Origin of the sequence: Halosimplex rarum, from assembly GCF_047715405.1 — an archaeon.
GTDB lineage: Archaea > Halobacteriota > Halobacteria > Halobacteriales > Haloarculaceae > Halosimplex > Halosimplex rarum.
Genome location: NZ_CP180414.1, coordinates 34,038 through 50,824, shown reverse-complemented (window position 1 = coordinate 50,824; position 16,787 = coordinate 34,038). Strand labels below are relative to the sequence as shown.

Annotated in this window: 15 protein-coding genes and 1 rRNA gene; 9 read left to right on the top strand and 7 right to left on the bottom strand. The window is 67.7% G+C overall.

Translation table 11 applies throughout. From position 1 onward, the window contains the following. Position 1 precedes the first annotated feature (1 nt). Entirely contained in the window at positions 2-448 is a 447-nt protein-coding gene (locus tag ACMGFH_RS22760; RefSeq protein WP_415383589.1) for a hypothetical protein, read from the bottom strand. 107 nt (positions 449-555) lie between these two features. Between ACMGFH_RS22760 and ACMGFH_RS22755 the strand changes: the two genes are divergently transcribed. Next, positions 556-1,110, top strand: coding sequence for a uracil-DNA glycosylase (locus ACMGFH_RS22755; protein ID WP_415383588.1), 555 nt, complete (start codon positions 556-558; stop codon positions 1,108-1,110). Positions 1,111-1,135: 25 nt separating this feature from the next. On the opposite strand, the gene ACMGFH_RS22750 is transcribed toward ACMGFH_RS22755, so the two are convergent. Both ACMGFH_RS22750 and ACMGFH_RS22745 read right to left on the bottom strand, forming a co-directional pair. Further along, complete coding sequence (locus ACMGFH_RS22750) at positions 1,136-1,306, bottom strand: hypothetical protein (protein WP_415383587.1); 171 nt, start codon at positions 1,304-1,306, stop codon at positions 1,136-1,138. Between the two features lie 74 nt (positions 1,307-1,380). Next, positions 1,381-2,607, bottom strand: coding sequence for a CBS domain-containing protein (locus ACMGFH_RS22745; RefSeq protein WP_415383586.1), 1,227 nt, complete (start codon positions 2,605-2,607; stop codon positions 1,381-1,383). 297 nt (positions 2,608-2,904) lie between these two features. Here ACMGFH_RS22745 and ACMGFH_RS22740 point away from each other — a divergent pair, with 297 nt between their 5' ends. The 4 genes from ACMGFH_RS22740 to ACMGFH_RS22725 all read left to right on the top strand — a co-directional run bounded on the left by ACMGFH_RS22740 (position 2,905) and on the right by ACMGFH_RS22725 (position 7,381). After that, positions 2,905-4,830 (top strand): archaea-specific SMC-related protein, encoded by a 1,926-nt coding sequence (locus tag ACMGFH_RS22740; RefSeq protein WP_415383585.1) that lies wholly within the window; start codon positions 2,905-2,907, stop codon positions 4,828-4,830. A gap of 185 nt (positions 4,831-5,015) precedes the next feature. After that, entirely contained in the window at positions 5,016-5,717 is a 702-nt protein-coding gene (locus ACMGFH_RS22735) for a helix-turn-helix domain-containing protein (RefSeq protein ID WP_415383583.1), read from the top strand. Positions 5,718-5,778: 61 nt separating this feature from the next. Then, the gene (locus ACMGFH_RS22730) at positions 5,779-6,162 is read left to right on the top strand and encodes a DUF4112 domain-containing protein (protein WP_415383581.1); all 384 of its coding nucleotides are present in this window, start codon (positions 5,779-5,781) and stop codon (positions 6,160-6,162) included. A gap of 187 nt (positions 6,163-6,349) precedes the next feature. Next, positions 6,350-7,381 (top strand): AI-2E family transporter, encoded by a 1,032-nt coding sequence (locus ACMGFH_RS22725; protein ID WP_415383579.1) that lies wholly within the window; start codon positions 6,350-6,352, stop codon positions 7,379-7,381. A gap of 4 nt (positions 7,382-7,385) precedes the next feature. Here ACMGFH_RS22725 and ACMGFH_RS22720 read toward each other — a convergent pair whose 3' ends face one another. From ACMGFH_RS22720 to ACMGFH_RS22710, 3 genes are all read right to left on the bottom strand, one after another. After that, positions 7,386-8,405 carry a sulfite exporter TauE/SafE family protein gene (locus tag ACMGFH_RS22720; protein ID WP_415383577.1) on the bottom strand — a complete coding sequence of 340 codons (1,020 nt, stop codon included), beginning with the start codon at positions 8,403-8,405 and terminating at the stop codon, positions 7,386-7,388. 111 nt (positions 8,406-8,516) lie between these two features. Further along, positions 8,517-9,149, bottom strand: a complete 633-nt coding sequence (gene rdfA / locus ACMGFH_RS22715; RefSeq protein ID WP_415383576.1) for a rod-determining factor RdfA — start codon at positions 9,147-9,149, stop codon at positions 8,517-8,519. Positions 9,150-10,529: 1,380 nt separating this feature from the next. Further along, positions 10,530-10,766: a hypothetical protein gene (locus ACMGFH_RS22710; protein WP_415383575.1), complete on the bottom strand. Its 237-nt coding sequence runs from the start codon at positions 10,764-10,766 to the stop codon at positions 10,530-10,532. Between the two features lie 459 nt (positions 10,767-11,225). Between ACMGFH_RS22710 and ACMGFH_RS22705 the strand changes: the two genes are divergently transcribed. After that, positions 11,226-11,915: a CBS domain-containing protein gene (locus tag ACMGFH_RS22705; protein WP_415383574.1), complete on the top strand. Its 690-nt coding sequence runs from the start codon at positions 11,226-11,228 to the stop codon at positions 11,913-11,915. A 54-nt stretch (positions 11,916-11,969) separates the two neighbouring features. After that, positions 11,970-12,212 (top strand): hypothetical protein, encoded by a 243-nt coding sequence (locus ACMGFH_RS22700; protein WP_415383573.1) that lies wholly within the window; start codon positions 11,970-11,972, stop codon positions 12,210-12,212. Between the two features lie 83 nt (positions 12,213-12,295). Here ACMGFH_RS22700 and ACMGFH_RS22695 read toward each other — a convergent pair whose 3' ends face one another. Then, positions 12,296-12,520 carry a DUF1328 domain-containing protein gene (locus tag ACMGFH_RS22695; RefSeq protein ID WP_415383572.1) on the bottom strand — a complete coding sequence of 75 codons (225 nt, stop codon included), beginning with the start codon at positions 12,518-12,520 and terminating at the stop codon, positions 12,296-12,298. A gap of 405 nt (positions 12,521-12,925) precedes the next feature. On the opposite strand from ACMGFH_RS22695, the gene ACMGFH_RS22690 reads away from it, so the two are divergent. Together ACMGFH_RS22690 and ACMGFH_RS22685 are read left to right on the top strand one after the other, a co-directional pair. Further along, complete coding sequence (locus ACMGFH_RS22690) at positions 12,926-13,666, top strand: hypothetical protein (RefSeq protein WP_415383571.1); 741 nt, start codon at positions 12,926-12,928, stop codon at positions 13,664-13,666. A 1,301-nt stretch (positions 13,667-14,967) separates the two neighbouring features. After that, positions 14,968-16,441, top strand: a 16S ribosomal RNA gene (locus ACMGFH_RS22685). Positions 16,442-16,787: the final 346 nt, after the last annotated feature.

Sequence of the window (16,787 nt, the reverse complement as noted above, 5' to 3'; positions counted from 1 at the left end):
GTCACTCCGGACGGGGGTCGTCGTCGAGGTCGTGGTCTGGTTCCTGGGCTCCACCCCCGGGTTCGGTCCGGCGAGTCGCGCCGTCGCGCTCGTCGTCGTCGATGGGGTCGAGCGGCCGACCCTCGTTGTACTCCTCTGGGCCGGCGGCCTCGCCGGTCAGTTCGTGGTAGATCGCCTCCCGGGCCTCCTCGGCGGACTCGAAGCGCTCGTCGACGAGCCGGTCGAACACCGACCCCAGCGACTCCGTCTCGTTGCCGAGGTCGATCTGCTGGTCGCCGTACTCGACGGCGAGCTCCTCGGTGGTGGTGGGGTACTTGGCCTCGCCCAGCATGTCGCCGACGCGACCGAGTTCGTCCTCGACGATCCCCGTCCGCTCGCGGCGACGGTCGACCGCGCGCTGCTGGACGCGCTCCGGGTCCGGGTCGTACGAATCGCCGTCGTCTGGCATCGATCGCCTTTGGCCGACGATCCGGAAGTGTCTGTTCCCGGCGCTCGCCCCGCGCCGGCGGCACGCGCCGTCGAAAGCCCGTTTGCCGTCCGCGCCCAACCGGGCGCATGGCCGAGTTCGACTTCGAGGCGCTGTTCGCGGAGGAGCTCGACGCCGTCCCCGACGAGTTCGTGGACCGCTCGCGGTTCGTCCCCGGTGTCGGGCCGGCCGACGCCGACATCGCGTTCGTCGGCGAGGCGCCCGGCGCGACGGAGGTTGAGGAAGGCGAGCCGTTCGTCGGCCGCGCCGGGAGCCGACTCGACAGCCTCTTCGGGACGACCGGGATCGACCGCGACGCCGTCTACGTCACGAACCTCGTGAAGGTGCGCCCGCCGGAGAACCGCGACCCGACCGCCGACGAGCGGCGGGCCTGGAAGCCGCTGCTGGACGCGGAGCTCGACCGGGTCGACCCCGCGGTCGTCGTGACGCTGGGGTCGGTGGCCAGCGGCGCGCTGCTGGACAGCGACGAGCCGGTCCGGGACCTGCGCGACGAGACCTACGAGGTGGACGGCCGGCTCGTCCTGCCGACGTACCACCCCGCGGCGACGTTCTACGACGACGCCGTGGAGCCGATGCTCGAGCGGGACCTGCGGGTGGCAAAGCGGATCGTCGAAGGGGAGTAAGCGGCCGGGTGATGGCGACTCCGATCTAGGAGTCGGCCTCGCCACCGCTGCCGAGGAGCTTGTCGACGACGTAGTACAGCAGGAAGAACGGCAGGAGCGGCAACAGGCCGACGAAGAGGATCGCGGCGATGCCGTAGCCGATCATGCTCATCTCGCCGTTCGGGTACATGCCGCGCGATTTTGAAACGGTGTCCATGGTGTGGGGTCTCCGTGTCGCGTCGGTGCCGAGTGCGTGGCGGCCGTCCGCGGTCGGTCGCTCGCCGCTCCGGATCAGGTTTCGAGCCACCAGCCGAGGAGCCGCTCGGCGTCCTCGGGGGAGCGCTTCCCGCGTCGCTCCTGCATCGTCTGTCCCTTGTCGTCTAGTACTGTTCGTTCGAGGTTGTCCCGCGCGGCGCGGATGGCGGGGGCGTCGCCGTACTCCTCGCCGGTGCCGGCGAAGCGGCCGCGGTCGGTGAACAGCCGGATCGTCGCCTGGATGAGCGGCGACCCGCGCTGGCGCTCCTTGTGCTTGTGGAGGATGACGTACGCCTCGATGACGTCCATCTCGTCGTACTTGCCCTCGACCTTGTCGATGATGTCCGCGACCTCCTCTCTGGTCATGCTGGTGAGGTAGCGCGTGCCGAAGATCTGGAGACGGGTCCCCCCTTCGTCGGGCGTCCAGGTGAGCGACCGGAGCACGTCGGTCAGCGTGACGATGCCGTCGACGCCTTCCGAGGGGATCTCGACGAGCAGCGAGGAGTAGTCGTCGTCGAGCATCTCGTGGACGGCCTCGCCGAGGCCGGTCGTCGGCCCGGTCGTCGCGACGGGCGAGTTCATCACGTCGCGCGCGGGCAGGTCGAGCAGGCGCGTCTCGACGCCGGCGCGCTCGCCGAACCCGCCGTGAGTCTGCGAGGTGTCGCCCGCGACCGACCCCTCGCCGAAGCCGCTGGCGTTACCGCCCTGTTCCTGGTTCGTCTCGCGGATCGTGAACTCCAGCAGGTCGAAGGTGCTGATCATCCCGACGGCGTCGCCGTCGTCGATGACGGGCACCCGGGAGATGGCGTTGGTGCGGAGTTCGTGGATCACCTCGCCGAGGGTCGTCTCGGGCCCGACCGACCGCAGGTCGCGGCTGTACACGTCGCTGACGTCGACCGCGTCGAGGAACTGCTCGGTCGCCGCGGCGACGCTCTCGTTGGTGACGACGCCCGCGAAGTCGTCGCCGTCGTAGACGGGGAGGATGGTGAACTCGCTCTCGACCATCCGGCGGGCGACCTCGCGGATGTCGTCGCCGCGGTCGACGTGCGGCACGTCGTCGCGCATGACCGACCGCGCCTTCTGGTCGGGGTCGTGCTGTGAACTGATCAGCACGTTGCGCGTGACGACGCCGACGATCCCGTCGTCGGAACCGATCAGCAGCCCCGGGTCGCGGTGCGTCTGGAACGTGCCCAGCAGCTTCGACACCGGCGTCTCGGCGTCGAACTCGCGATACTCGGTCGTGACGGCCTCCGCGATATCCATTCGTCTCCCGATTCGGGCGCTCGCGGGATAGGGCGCGGGCTTGCAGTCGCCACCTCCCGCCTGCGCGCGCCTCAGAATCGGCGACGCGCGCCCCGGAACCGGCGTGCCCGCCCCGGATCGCACACCCACCCGGCTGACGACGGGCGTGGACTTTTGCCCCGGCGAGGGGAAGTACGCCCGTCGCCGCCCCCGTCTCGCTCTCCGGCTGCCAGCGGCCGCGGACGTAGCGGTAAGCGGGCGATACTCCCGGTAAGCGCGTCCAAAGCTTGAAGTGTCGTCTGACACACCGGACTGTAGATGACGACGCTCGACGAGTCCGTGACCGTCTCCGTCAGGAACCTCGGGGGGATCGACGACGAGGAGGTGACGCTCGACCCCGGGGTGACGGTGCTCACGGGTCGGAACGCGACGAACCGCACGTCCCTGCTGCGCTCGATAGCCGCGGCGCTGGGCGGCAGCGCTGGCGAACTCAAGGCCGACGCCGACGAGGGCTCGGTCGAACTCGCCGTCGGCGGCGAGACATACACCCGCCGCTTCGAGCGCACGAACGGGAGCGTCGCCGACAGCGGCGACCCCTACACCGACGACGAGTCGATCGTCGACCTGTACAGCTGCCTGCTCGCGACGAACCCGGCGCGGCGGGCGGTCGAGCGGGGCGACGGCGAGGCCCTCCGCGAGGTCGTGATGGACCCGATCGACACCGCGGAGATCCGCGCCGAGATCGACCGCCGCCAGCGCGAGGTGCGCACCCTCTCGGAGGAACTCGCCGAGGCCGACCGCGAAGCCGAGCGGCTGCCCGACCTCCGCGAGCGCCTGGAGGCGCGCCGCGAGGAGCGCGAGGCGGTCGTCGACAGCATCGAGTCCGTCGAGGAGGCCGTCGACGCGGCGGAGATCGACGCGACCGACGCCGAGGACGCCGAACGGGTCGTCGAGGACCTCCGGGAGACCCGCGAGGAGTACGAGGCCGTCCGCGACCGGCTCGACACGCAGCGCAACTCCGTCGAGTCCCTCGAAGACGAGCGCGAGACCGTCGCCGGGAAACTGGAGGAGGTCGACGCGCCGCGGGCGGAACTGGAGGAGGCGGCCGACGAACTCGACGCGCTCCAGCAGCGCCGGCGCGCCCTCGAGAACACCATCAACAACCTCGTGTCGATCGTCGAGTTCAACGAGGAGCTGGCCGGCGAGTCCGCCGACGCGCTGCCCGGCGACGGCGGGGACGACGACGTCGTCGCGGCGCTGGACCCGACCGCCGAGACCGTCGACTGCTGGACCTGCGGGACGACGGTCGAGCGGGCGGCGATCGAGGAGCGCGTCGACGACCTCCGCGCCGTCGTCGACGAGAAGCGCCGCGAGCGCAACGAGTTACGGACCGAGATCGGCGAACAGCGCGAGTACGTGGGCGACCTGCGCGCGGACGTCCGAGAGCACGAGTCGCTGTCGGCCGAACTGGAGGACATCGACGCGGAGATCGAACGGCGGGAGTCGCGCATCGACGACCTCGACGGGCAGGCCGAGGAGCTACGCGAGCGGATCGAGGAGCTGGAAGCGGAGGCGGCCGAGTCCGACGACCTGCGCGACAGCGACCTGCTCGACCAGTACCAGCGCCTCTCGGAACTCGAGTACGAGCGCGGCCAGATCGACGAGGCGATCGACGCGCTGGAGTCGGAGATCGAGTCCGCCGAGGCGGAGGGCGACCGCCGCGACCGGCTGGAGTCGGAGATCGAGACCCACCGGGACGAGCTCGCGGCGCTGCGCTCGCGGATCGCGGACGTCGAGCGGGCGGCCGTCGAGACGTTCAACGACCACATGGAGACGGTGCTGGGCCTGCTCGGCTACGAGAACGTCGAGCGGGTGTGGATCGAGCGCAAGACCGACGCGGCGGCCGACGAGGTCGCGCCCGAGAGCACCTTCGACCTCCACGTCGTGCGGTCGACGCCGGCGGGGTCGGTGTACGACGACACCGTCGCGCACCTCTCGGAGTCCGAACGGGAGGTGATCGGCCTCGTCGTCGCGCTGTCGGGGTATCTCGTCCACGACGTCCACGAGGAGGTGCCGTTCGTCCTGCTCGACTCCCTGGAGGCGATCGACGCCGAGCGCATCGCCGACCTGGTCGAGTACTTCGCCGACTACGCGCCGTACCTCGTGGTCGCGCTCCTCCCCGAGGACGCCCAGGCGCTCCCCGAGCGCTTCGCGCGCGTCCAGACGACCGAAGCGGTCACCTGAACGGCGCGCTGTCGTCCGCCGGTGCGCGCTTCACGCTGACATCACTGTTAAGCGCGGCTTATCGGGCCTGTGGGCGCGGAGGTCGAGACGGACACGGCCGCGAGCGGGCCGGATTCCCGCGATTACCGGCGATCGAATCACGTAGGGGGCACGTTCTTTTGCCGGCCGAGTCGAACGTGTACCCGATGAGCACGATCGTCGAGGCGACCGTTCCGGCGGAGCAGTTCGCACTCTCGGAGACGCTGGCGACAGTTCCCGACGCGGAGGTACGCATGGTACGCCTCGTCGCGCACGGGGCCGAGCACGTGATGCCGTTCCTCTGGGCCGGCTGCGAGGACACCGACCGGCTCCACGACGCGCTGGTGAACGACCCGACGACGGAGGACGTCGACGCGCTCGCCGACTTCGACGGCGAGTCGCTGTTCCGGGTCGAGTGGGCGACCCGCGTGCGCGTCCTCGTCTCGATCATCGCCGAGGAGGACGCGACGATCCTCGACGCCTCCGGCCAGGGCGACACCTGGCACCTCCAGATCTTCTTCCCCGAGCACGAGCGCGTCTCCGAGACCGACGAGTTCTGCGCGGAGTACGGGATCGACCTCTCGCTCGAACGGATCAACCGCCTCTCCGAGGCCGCCGAGTACGGTCACCTCGGGCTCACCGAACGCCAGTACGAGACGCTCTGTAGCGCCTACGAGGCGGGGTACTACGACGTGCCGCGGACGGTCAACCAGGAGGAGCTCGCCGAGTACTTCGACGTCTCCCACCAGGCGCTCTCCGAACGGCTCCGCCGCGCCCACGAGACGGTCATCACGAACGCGCTCTACCACAAGATCCACCGCCGCGACCACGAGGTATCGCCGCGGATGCGCCACGAGATCGACACCTGAGCCGCGCGCCGCTCGGACCCCCCGACCAAACACGTAATCGTCGCCGGGCCCTACGGATCCCATGGCCGCGACCACGAACTCGGACCGCGAAACGACAGCCGAACCCGACCACGAGGCGGCGCTGGACCGCGCCCGCTCGGTCGCCCACGCCCTCGACGAATCGTTCACCGTCCCGGGGACGTCGTTCCGCGTCGGGATCGACCCCATCCTCGGGATCGCGCCCGTCTCGGGCGACTTCGTGGCCGCGCTCGCCTCGCTGTACATCGTCTTCAAGGCCGTGGAGGTCGGCGTCCCGACGCGGCGCGTGGTCGCGATGCTCGGGCGCGTCCTCGTCGAATTCGCCGCCGGATCGATCCCGGTCGCGGGCACGCTCCTCGACGCCGTCTGGAAGATCAACAAGCGCAACGTCGACGTGATGGAAGCCCACGTCGAGGGGACGGAGTGACCGCCCCGGTCCCGTGCTCCCGCCGCTCCCGACGAATGTCTCGGCAGTAACACGTCTCTACTTATTCCGACTCGGGCCCACCCTCCGCACGGTGTGACCCGCTCGTGGGCTCTCGTCACCGGTATCCGATCGTCAGGACGGTCCGAACAACGACTGTGACCGCTGTCTCCCGGAGCTTCGCCGGATCATGAGCGCACGACCGAATCGTTCGAACAGGTTCCTCACTGCCGTCGGAATCCTCGCCGGAGTGCTCTCCGTGCTGATCGTCCTGCCGTTCCTCAACTGGATCCTCGCCGGCGCGATCCTCGCGTACGTCCTCACCCCGATCGACGACCGACTCTCGCATCGGCTCGGCTCGGGGCCCTCGGCCGGGGTCACGATACTCGTCGGCCTGTTTCTCGTCGTGCTCCCGGTCGTTGCCGTGATGGGCGTCGCGGCGAGCCAGGCCAACCGGTTGCTGGGGACGGTCGAGCCCGGAGCCGTCTCCCGGATCGACGACGTGATCGCGACCCGATTCGGGATTCAGGTCGATATCGCGGTGATTCAGGACGCGCTGACGGCCACCATCAAAACGGGTGCGACCGGTCTCCTCGGCAACTTCTTCAGTATCCTCGGCGGGCTCCCCGAGCTCTTTATCGGCGTCACGGTCACGTTCTTCGTCCTGTTTTACCTGCTCAAGGACGGCGAACGGACCGTCGAGTGGATCCGGGCAGTGGTCCCGGTCGAACCCGCGGTCCGGGAGGAGCTGTTCGAGGGATCGAGACTGCTGCTGTACAACTCACTGGTAGGCACCGTGACCGTCGCGGGGGCGCAGGCGGTCCTGCTCGGCGTCGCCTTCTTCGCCCTCGGCATCTCGAACGTCGTCTTCTGGATCGCCGCGACGTTCGTCACGGGGATGATCCCGCTCGTCGGCGCCTCGATCGTCTGGATTCCGGCGACGCTCTACCTCCTCGTCGTCGACCGTCCGGTCGCCGCCGTCGGGCTGCTCCTCTTCGGAGCGGTCGCGATCAGCACGGTCGACAACGTCCTCCGTCCGCTCGTGATGGAGCGCGGGACCCAGCTCAGTCCCGCCGTCACGATCGTGGGTATCTTCGGTGGCATCGCCGTCTTCGGCTTCGTCGGTCTGTTCGTCGGTCCGATCGTCCTCGGGATGACGAAACTCGTCGTCGAGATCCTCGTGCGGGAGCCCCCCCGATCGGCACCGGTCGACGAGGGGTGAGCGCTCACCCGAGTAGCTGGACGAGCGCGAACGCGCCGATGGCGAAGGCGTAGAGCGGGATCAGGTACTTCAGCACCCGGCCCGGGAGGACGCGCACGAGATAGGGCGCGACGATCGCGGCGAGGAACGCGCCCGTGAACAGCGACGGGAACAGGCCGTACTCGATCGGGAAGCCGCCGAGGAACAGCCCGAAGTACGCGAACGCGCCGACGAGGGACACCAGCCCCTCCGCGAGCGACGTGATCGCCGTCGCCGTCTTCTCGTAGACGCCGGCGTAGATCTGTCCGAGCGTCGCGATGGGCCCGTAGCCGCCGCCGGAGATCCCCTTGTTGAGGCCCGCCAGCAGCGCGAACCCGGCGAGTCTACGCGGGCGGTAGATCACTTCGGTCGGCAGGAACTGCCGCAGGAGGCCGATGACGCCCATAGTGATGACCAGCACGGCGACGTACACCTCGATGGCTCGTTCGGGCAGCTCGACCACGAGGTACGCGAAGCCGATCGAGGCGAGCGTTCCGAGGACGCCCACGCCGGCCAGCAGCGCGACCGCCCTGGTGGCGTCGGTCAGCGGCGGCGTCACCGAGAACTGGACGTTCCCGAACTCGTGGTGGAGCGCGCCGGCGAGCAGTCCGGTCACGGTCTCCGTGACGAACAGCACCGGGACCACTTCCAGCGGCGCGTACCCGAACGACAGCAGCAGCGGGGTCAGCGACGTGCCGAACCCCATCCCCGAAGCAGAGTCCAGCGTCTCGAAGACGAACCCCGCGATGAAGACGCCCGGGAGAAACAGGGCCCGAATCGACCGGGTGTCGGCGGGGCCGTCGCCGACGACGAGCACGCTCCCCGCGAGAACCACCAGATACCCCGTCACCAGCAGCACCAGCCGTCGACGGGTTCGACTACCGAGCCTGATCCTGTCGCCGACGGACTTCTCGTCGAGTCGGCGGGCCGCTCTGTCGATCGCCGGCTCCGCGTAGTCGACGGGTTCCGCGAACGCGGAGTCTGTCTCGGTGGATGGGTCCGACATCTGGATAGAACGGTGTCTCGCGATACGTGGCGCGACGGCTATTGTTTATGCCCCGTTATTTCACCGTTGTGTCGGATTACGGCCACGAACCGCGGGTCCGGCGAGCCGGTTCTACGATCCGCCGCCCTCGGCGGTCGGGCAGTCACAGCCGCCGCGGTCGACGAACTCGTCGACGGGCGCGGTCGCCCCGCAGTCCTCGCAGGTCACCCGGACGACGTGAGCGGTCGTGAGGTCGCCCGCGGTGAACCCGTCGGTGTCGGCCAGTCGGTCGAGCGTCCGCTCCACGATGCCCTCGCTGCGCGAGCGCGCCCACTCGACGGTGCCGCGGGCGTCCTCGACGGACAGCGGCGTCCGACGGTCGGTGTCGTAGTCGAGGCACTCCCGGAAATGGGTGCGGACGGTCTGGTAGGAGACGAAGTCCTCCTCCAGAGCGTCGACGTCGACCCCGGCGCGGGCCAGTCGGTCGCGGAGTTCGGCGCGCTCGCCGGCGCTGGCGGCGTCGCCGGTCAGCCCCTCGTAGACGCTCGACACGTCGCCGATCACGTCCGCGTCGGCCTCGCGGAGCGCGGCGCGCAGGATCGCCTCGTTGACGACGGTCTCCAGGTCGCGCAGGCTCGCGCCGTCGCGCCGGCGGTCGGTCAGCGTCCGGTCGAAGGCGCCGAGGCCGTAGCGCCGAACGTTTCGGCCGATCTTGCAGGAACAGCCCGCATCACCCGCACCGTCGGCCGCGTCGGAGTCCGTCATTGTCACTCTCTAGTGAAAACGGACACTTAGAGGCTACGCGTCCGCCTGGGGGAGTCGGCGTCGGATCCGTGACCGCTATCTCGGCGGTCGGTCCGGGCCGCGCTGTCGATCCGGGTCCGGCGACGACCCGGGCGTCGGCGCGGGACCGCGGGGCGGACGGACGTTCCCAGCCGGCGGCCCCGACCGCGAAGTTTCGCGCCCGGGCGGTCCCGCCTGTGGATTCGCGCCCCCGGGCTGGGGATCCTGCGGCCGCGCGTTTGCGAACGAATGCGGCTGTCCGGCCGGACGTGTGGGCGGCGCCTGGCGCGCAGACTCCGCGGGCGCTCGATCGCGTTGCCCTCCGGACATCTGCCGTCGCTGGGGACGCTCGACGGTGGAAACCCGATTCGACCCGACCGGGCGCCCGGCCCAGTCGACCTGCATCGGCACGAGGTCGAGCGCGGGCGGCAACTCCCGTTCGACGCTCTCGCCCGCCGATCGCGGCGCGCTCACCGGTGCGGTCGCGGCGGGCGTCTCGGGCTGTCGGCGCCGCTCGATCGACGGGCCGCCGGGATTCCCGGGCTGTCCTGCCGGCGGTCCGCCGGAGGGTGCTCCGTTCGGCGGTGTCCCAGCCGGTGGCGCTCGCTCGGCGGGACGGGACTGCTGTTCCGTCGCCGGGCGCGACTGGTGTCCCTCCGCCGGCGGCGAACGGTCGGGTGGGACCTGCTGGGCCCCCGTCCCCGGTGGACTCCGTTGCGGGCTCGATCCTGGGGGCTCCCGCGGCGGTCCGGTCGCGGGAGATCCGTTCGGCGAGCGCCCGGGTCCCGGGGAACCGGATTCCCCGGTCGGATCGGGGGGACGACCGACGGGCGCGTCCGCCGTACTCGACCGTCCGCCGGGGGCTCGCTGCCGCGATTCGGGGACGCGCTGCGCACCGGTTGCGCCGTCGGTCGCACCGCCGGCGTCCGCGGGCTCCGCGTGCGCGCCCTCGCCCCCGTCCTCCTCGCTCTCGTCCCCCGCGTCGGCGTCTGTCCCGCCGCGTTCGTCTTTCGGCAGGAACTGCCCGGTCTCCGGGTCCCGGGGCTGACCGTCCGATTCGGTCCCTCCCGCGGGCGCCACGTCCGGGGCGCTGTGCTCGCTGTCGGCCGTGTCGGTGTCGTCGGAACTCATGGTGATCGCCAGCCGTGCGACGCGCTGACACGGGCAGTTCCGGGTGCTGACGCTTAAAAACGGGTGACGATTCGAGCGGTTTCCCCGGCCTTACCCGGCGAGCGCGCGGGCTTTCGACGCTCCCGACCGTTGCAGTCGGCGGTCGACGGTGGCCGCGAGAGCCGCCCTCGGTCGGGAGGTGCGACTCGCGGTACCGCCGGCGGGCGGGACGTCGGTCCGAGACTGGGGCGGTCAGCCCGGCCCGGCGCACTCCTCGGGGAGGTCCCGCTTCGAGAGCCGCTCGGCGCCGCAGGTGACGCAGCGGTAGAACGACTCGCGATAGCCGCGCTGGCCCGCGTGGCCGCGGTGTGATTCGGGGTGCCGCCCGGGGACCCACTCGGTCTTGTCGATGACCAGGTGTGGGCCGACCGGTTCGGCGTCGGGGTAGGACGGTGCGACGGATCTGACGGTGCTGTTGTGGGTGCTCATGTTTCTCGGTCCCACGGCGGTCTGACCCGGCCGTCGACCGCGAATCGGCGCGTCGAGGGGGTCGCCCTCTCTACGCTGTCGACGGGCATAAGCGACTCCCCTGGCAGGGGAGTGACCTGTCGCGGTCCCGGGGTTTCGGCGGCGAATTCACCATTAGCCGTTCGACCGCGTTCGCCGGGCGAGTGGGCCGAGAATCCGGGGGGCCGGCAAAGTTTATTGAGCAATGGAGCGAACGTTCGCCCGTCGGCCGGCGAGCGGAGCGTCCGCGCCGACGCACTTGCCATGACACCGAATCAGGGAGACCCGTCCGACCCGCGGGCACGACAGCAGCGAGGCACCGGCCAGCAACCGCCCCGACAGTCACAGGGCGCGCCGCCGCACCCGCAACCGCCGCGGACACAGCCGCAGGCGCAGCCACCGCAGCCCCAGTCGCAGGGACCGCCCCAGCAGGGCCAGCCGATGCAGGGACAACCACCGCAGGGGCAGCCGTTGCAGGGGCAGCCGTCGCCGACGCCCCAGCCGTCCGCGTCGCAGTACGGGGCGCCCCAGGGGCAGCCCCCCCAGCCGCCGATGGCGCAGCAGGGGATGCCGACGAGCGAGGGATCGCCGGGCGCCCAGCCCCAGCAGATGCAGCAGCCGCCCCAGTCCGAGGTCGGGGCGCAGGGCGGTCGGCAGTCGCCGCGGACGCACAGGAGCCAGACACCGCGAGGGCGATCGCTGCTCAGGCCGGTATCGGTCGACGACGTCGTCGCGGAGGACGTCGTGACCGCCGAGCGGGACGCGCCGGTCCGCGAGGCGGTCGAGAAGATGCGCGAACGCGACGTCGGTGCGGTCGTCGTCGTGGAAGACGACAAGCCGGTCGGCGTCCTCACGGACCGGACGGTCGCCCTGTCGCTAGCAGACACGCCGAACGTGGCGGACACGGCCGTCGAAGAACTGATCGGAGACGACCTGATCTCGGTCGACGCCTCGACGGACATCTTCGAGACGCTCCAGCTGATGCGCGACGAGGGGATCAGGCGGCTCCCCGTCGTCGACGACGAGGGCCAGCTCCAGGGGATCGTGACGCTCGACGACGCGCTCGTCTTGCTGGGGAGCGAACTCGACAAGCTCGCGACGACCGTCCAGAAACAGTCGCCGCGGCTGTGATCGGGGTCGGTCTGACCGAAGAAGTTATAATCGTCGATTAGAAAGCCCGTCTTAATGGCGACCCGAGACCGCCCGTCCTTCGAGGAAATGTGCCGGGCGTTTCCGATCCGGACGAGCCTTTTCACCTTCGGACCGCTCGCAGTCGGTGCCGCGCAGTCGCTCAACGCCGTCGTTCACGGGACGAACCTCTGGATCGTCGCGCTCATCGCCGTCGCGATGGTGGCGTACTCCGTCCTCGTGACGAACTACCATCTGGCCTCGTTCCGGCGGCGGACGATCTGCCGAGGAACCGAGTAAGATGCGGCGCCAGCCCCGGCGCGGACCGATCCCGTCTCAGGTCGCCGTCTCTGTGGGACGATTCGCGGACGGTCGACCGCCGGTCACAAGACCAACGAGACGACCGCCAGTACGAGGAAGATGAGCACGAGCCACTTCGCTATCTCCATGCTCAACCCCGCGATACCGCGCGCGCCGAGCAACGCGGCCACGATCGCGAGGACGAAAAACGCGATCGCGAGCGTGATGAAGTCCCCCGAGAAGAACTGCAAGGGGACCGCGGTCAGCGCGCTGAGCGGGTCGGACAGTCGACCGGCTGCCGTGAGCATACTGAACATGCGTTCTCACCGATGGCTACTCGCCGGCGCCTCATTGTAATAGAGCGGGTACCCCACCTAACGCCGCGTTATTCCCCGAACCGGGGAGTAACGCCGTCTTACCCCGATACACGCCACTTTCAGACCTGGTACCGCTTCCACCCGCACGCCCCACGAACGCGACCGACGCGCCAGTCGCGGCGTCCGCTGCCGGACGGCACGAGACCGACCACGTGCGAGATCGAACACCGGAGCGGCGACGTCGGTCGGTAGGGACGGAAACCCCGGCGGGGAGAGCGGGCCGTCGTCTGAACTGATCGCGATCTGACACAGGTAGGATAGTGCGGAGTGAGCGGAACATTCTTACGTCAGTCTTTCCGATGGTACGCCGACGCTACCGGCGCCGGATCCCAGAGTATGCCAGACGAACCCACCCCCGATCCCCGAATGGAGTCTGACTACGTCGAGACGTACAGCGTCGCAGACGGCGACGGGTCGGTGACGCTCGTCGGCGTCGTTCACGACCACCCGTCCAGCGTGTATCGCGTGCGTCGCGTCGTCGAGCGAGAGCGCCCCGCCGTCCTGGCGGTCGAACTCCCCCCGCTCGCGGTGCCGCTCTACGAGACGTACGCGTCGGACCAGGAGACGCCACCCCCGTTCGGCGGCGAGATGAGCGCGGCGATCCAGGCCGCCGAGACCGACCACGTGGTCGGCATCGACGGGCCGTCGACGGCGTTCTGTCGCCGTCTCGCCCGAACGCTCGTCGCCGAGCGGGCGTCACTCGAGACGGCGGTGCGATCGGTCCGCGGGGTCGCGTCCGTCGGCAAGACCGCGCTCGCGTGCCGCACCGCCGCGGCGCTCACCAATCGCACGGGCCTCCGGATCGCCGTCGGCGACCCGACGAGTCACGAGGTGACCCGGACCGACCCGCCGCGACAGCAGGCTGACGACGAGGGTCGACAGATCCGGACCGCCACTGCCGTCCTCGACGCGCTCGAATCCCCGCCGGCCTCGCGCGTCCGGTCGGAGACGCGCGAGGCGCACATGGCCGACCGACTACGAGACCTGTGCGCGCGTGGCGACGTCGTCGCCGTCGTCGGACTCGGTCATTTCGAGCCGATCCGCGATCGGCTGACCGACCGCCACGAGACGGCGTAGTCACCGGTCGGCCTCTCGCGTTGACCCTGTCCCTCCCCGAGCAACTCTGTTCCAGCAGCACGCGTTCGCTCACCCACGTTCGGCAGTCCGTCTATCCGTTCCCAGATATATTCGAATTATCTAATACTTCTAATTTTGGTATGACTGCTCGATATTGGCCGGGGACTCCGGATCGTTAATATCCTATGAGAATTGATCAGATCCCACGAGAATAGATCGAAAGACCTCACAATATGGCGAGTATTTAGTACTAAAATACAGATATTTGAGCGAATCTCGGACGACACTCCTCTTAGCGGCCGCACTAGCTGTCGGTCCCTGGCTATACTATCTACCTCCAGATTTACTCGTTATACCGTCCAATATCTGGGAGTACGGCTTTCCACATTGTTGTTCGACTACTCGGCATATCACTCGCGACTGTTCCGGAACGATACATATATTTAGAGTGGCTAGAATAGTTTTCTAAAATAACTCTGTCACTCTCGCTATCCGGTTCTGGTGCGAGATCGGGTTGCCTCGATTCAGTACCGCGGGGGCACTGGTCAGCTGCGCTTCGGAAGCCACGTTACGTATCTCCCCAGGTCAACGCCAACTCGTCCAAGTCCCGTGCGCCTTTCGCCCGCACGCGCATGAAGAGAAACCCAAACTCGAATTGTCTGTCGTCAGCATCGGGTCGGCCACGTCGACTCGTCGAGGTCCGTACGTGTGCGAACGGTTCGAACCACGCAGGCAAGTCGAAAGTATTTAAACTAACTACCTTGGTATTGAGCCATCCCCACGCCTTCGTGTGGTTATCACTCACAGAGGTGGTCTGTTTTCGCAACGTTTAATATGGGTAGCCGTCTACGATTATATCCGTTCGAGGGCAGTGGAAGCGGGGACGTCCCGTGGTCCATTGTCCGCGACTACGCGGTGACGAAGCCCGGACCCGACCGCCGGATCGCACTTAAGGTCGGTGTGGCTGCGATTGTCACACCGGCGCCGTCGTGTGATTTCGGGACACGGTGGGTGCGGACTTCGAAACCATTAAGTGGGGTAACCCACTACGATGATATCCGCACGAGGGAAAACGGGACGCGGCCTCAGGCCGCACCGTCTTCCCGACCCATGAGGATTCCACCCCTGCGGTCCGCCGTACAGATGGGATCTGATGTGAGCCTTGACAGTTCGGTGATACCCGATCGGAACGGCCGATGTGGTGTTACCGACTGACGGACCAGACATACGCACACGTTCATTCGTGTGCACACACGTTGATAGCGTGTCTCCGCCAGATCCCAGCCTCGAGCTGGGAAACCATTCCGGTTGATCCTGCCGGAGGCCATTGCTATCGGAGTTCGACTTAGCCATGCTAGTCGCACGGGTTCAGACCCGTGGCAAATAGCTCAGTAACACGTGGTCAAACTGCCCTACAGATCGGGATAACCTCGGGAAACTGAGGCTAATCCCGAATCGGGCTCTCAGGCTGGAGTGCCGAGAGTCTCAAACGCTACGGCGCTGTAGGATGTGGCTGCGGCCGATTAGGTAGACGGTGGGGTAACGGCCCACCGTGCCGATAATCGGTACAGGTTGTGAGAGCAAGAGCCTGGAGACGGAATCTGAGACAAGATTCCGGGCCCTACGGGGCGCAGCAGGCGCGAAACCTTTACACTGCACGACAGTGCGATAGGGGAACTCCGAGTGCGAGGGCATACAACGCCCTCGCTTTTCTACACCGTAAGGTGGTGTAGGAACAAGTGCTGGGCAAGACCGGTGCCAGCCGCCGCGGTAATACCGGCAGCACGAGTGATGGCCGATTTTATTGGGCCTAAAGCGTCCGTAGCTGGCCGTTCAAGTCTGTCGGGAAATCCAGTGGCTCAACCACTGGGCTGCCGGCGGAAACTGGACGGCTTGGGACCGGAAGATCCGAGGGGTACGTTCGGGGTAGGAGTGAAATCCTGTAATCCTGAACGGACCACCGATGGCGAAAGCACCTCGGAAGCACGGATCCGACAGTGAGGGACGAAAGCTTGGGTCTCGAACCGGATTAGATACCCGGGTAGTCCAAGCTGTAAACGATGCTCGCTCGGTCTGGCGCAGGCTACGAGCCTGTGCTGTGCCACAGTGAAGACGCAAGCGAGCCGCCTGGGAAGTACGTCCGCAAGGATGAAACTTAAAGGAATTGGCGGGGGAGCACTACAACCGGAGGAGCCTGCGGTTTAATTGGACTCAACGCCGGACATCTCACCAGCACCGACAATGTGCAGTGAAGATCAGGTTGATGACCTTATTGGAGCCATTGAGAGGAGGTGCATGGCCGCCGTCAGCTCGTACCGTGAGGCATCCTGTTAAGTCAGGCAACGAGCGAGACCCGCGTCCGTAATTGCCAGCAGCACCCTTGTGGTGGCTGGGTACATTACGGAGACCGCCACGGCTAACGTGGAGGAAGGAACGGGCAACGGTAGGTCAGCATGCCCCGAATGTGCTGGGCAACACGCGGGCTACAATGGCCTGGACAGTGGGTTACAACACCGAGAGGTGGCGTTAATCCCCTAAACCGGGTCGTAGTTCGGATTGAGGGCTGAAACTCGCCCTCATGAAGCTGGATTCGGTAGTAATCGCGTGTCAGAAGCGCGCGGTGAATACGTCCCTGCTCCTTGCACACACCGCCCGTCAAATCACCCGAGTGGGGTCCGGATGAGGCTCGGATACCCGAGTCGAATCTGGGCTCCGCAAGGGGGATTAAGTCGTAACAAGGTAGCCGTAGAGGAATCTGTGGCTGGATCACCTCCTACTGACCGAGACCGGGGCGACGCCCCGGCTCACTTACGAAAGTCCTGCCCTCGTGGCAGGCACCCGGTGACACTCCCGGTCGTCGCGATCGGGCACCGAACTGTCAAGGCTCACACTTCCCTCTCACGAGGGAGACCGAGCAGGCAGCGCACCTCTTTGAGGTGTTCTCGGTTCGAATCCGAGTCGGTCAATATAGCGGGCATCGCGCCCGCAGAACATATGCACCATCCCGCGAAAGCGAGGTTGGGAAGGGTTCGATGCCGTCTCCGACGACCGCCGGAGGCGCGCGATGACGGCCGTGTGTACGTGCAATCCAGACGTCAACTGGATCCGTATCATCGGGATA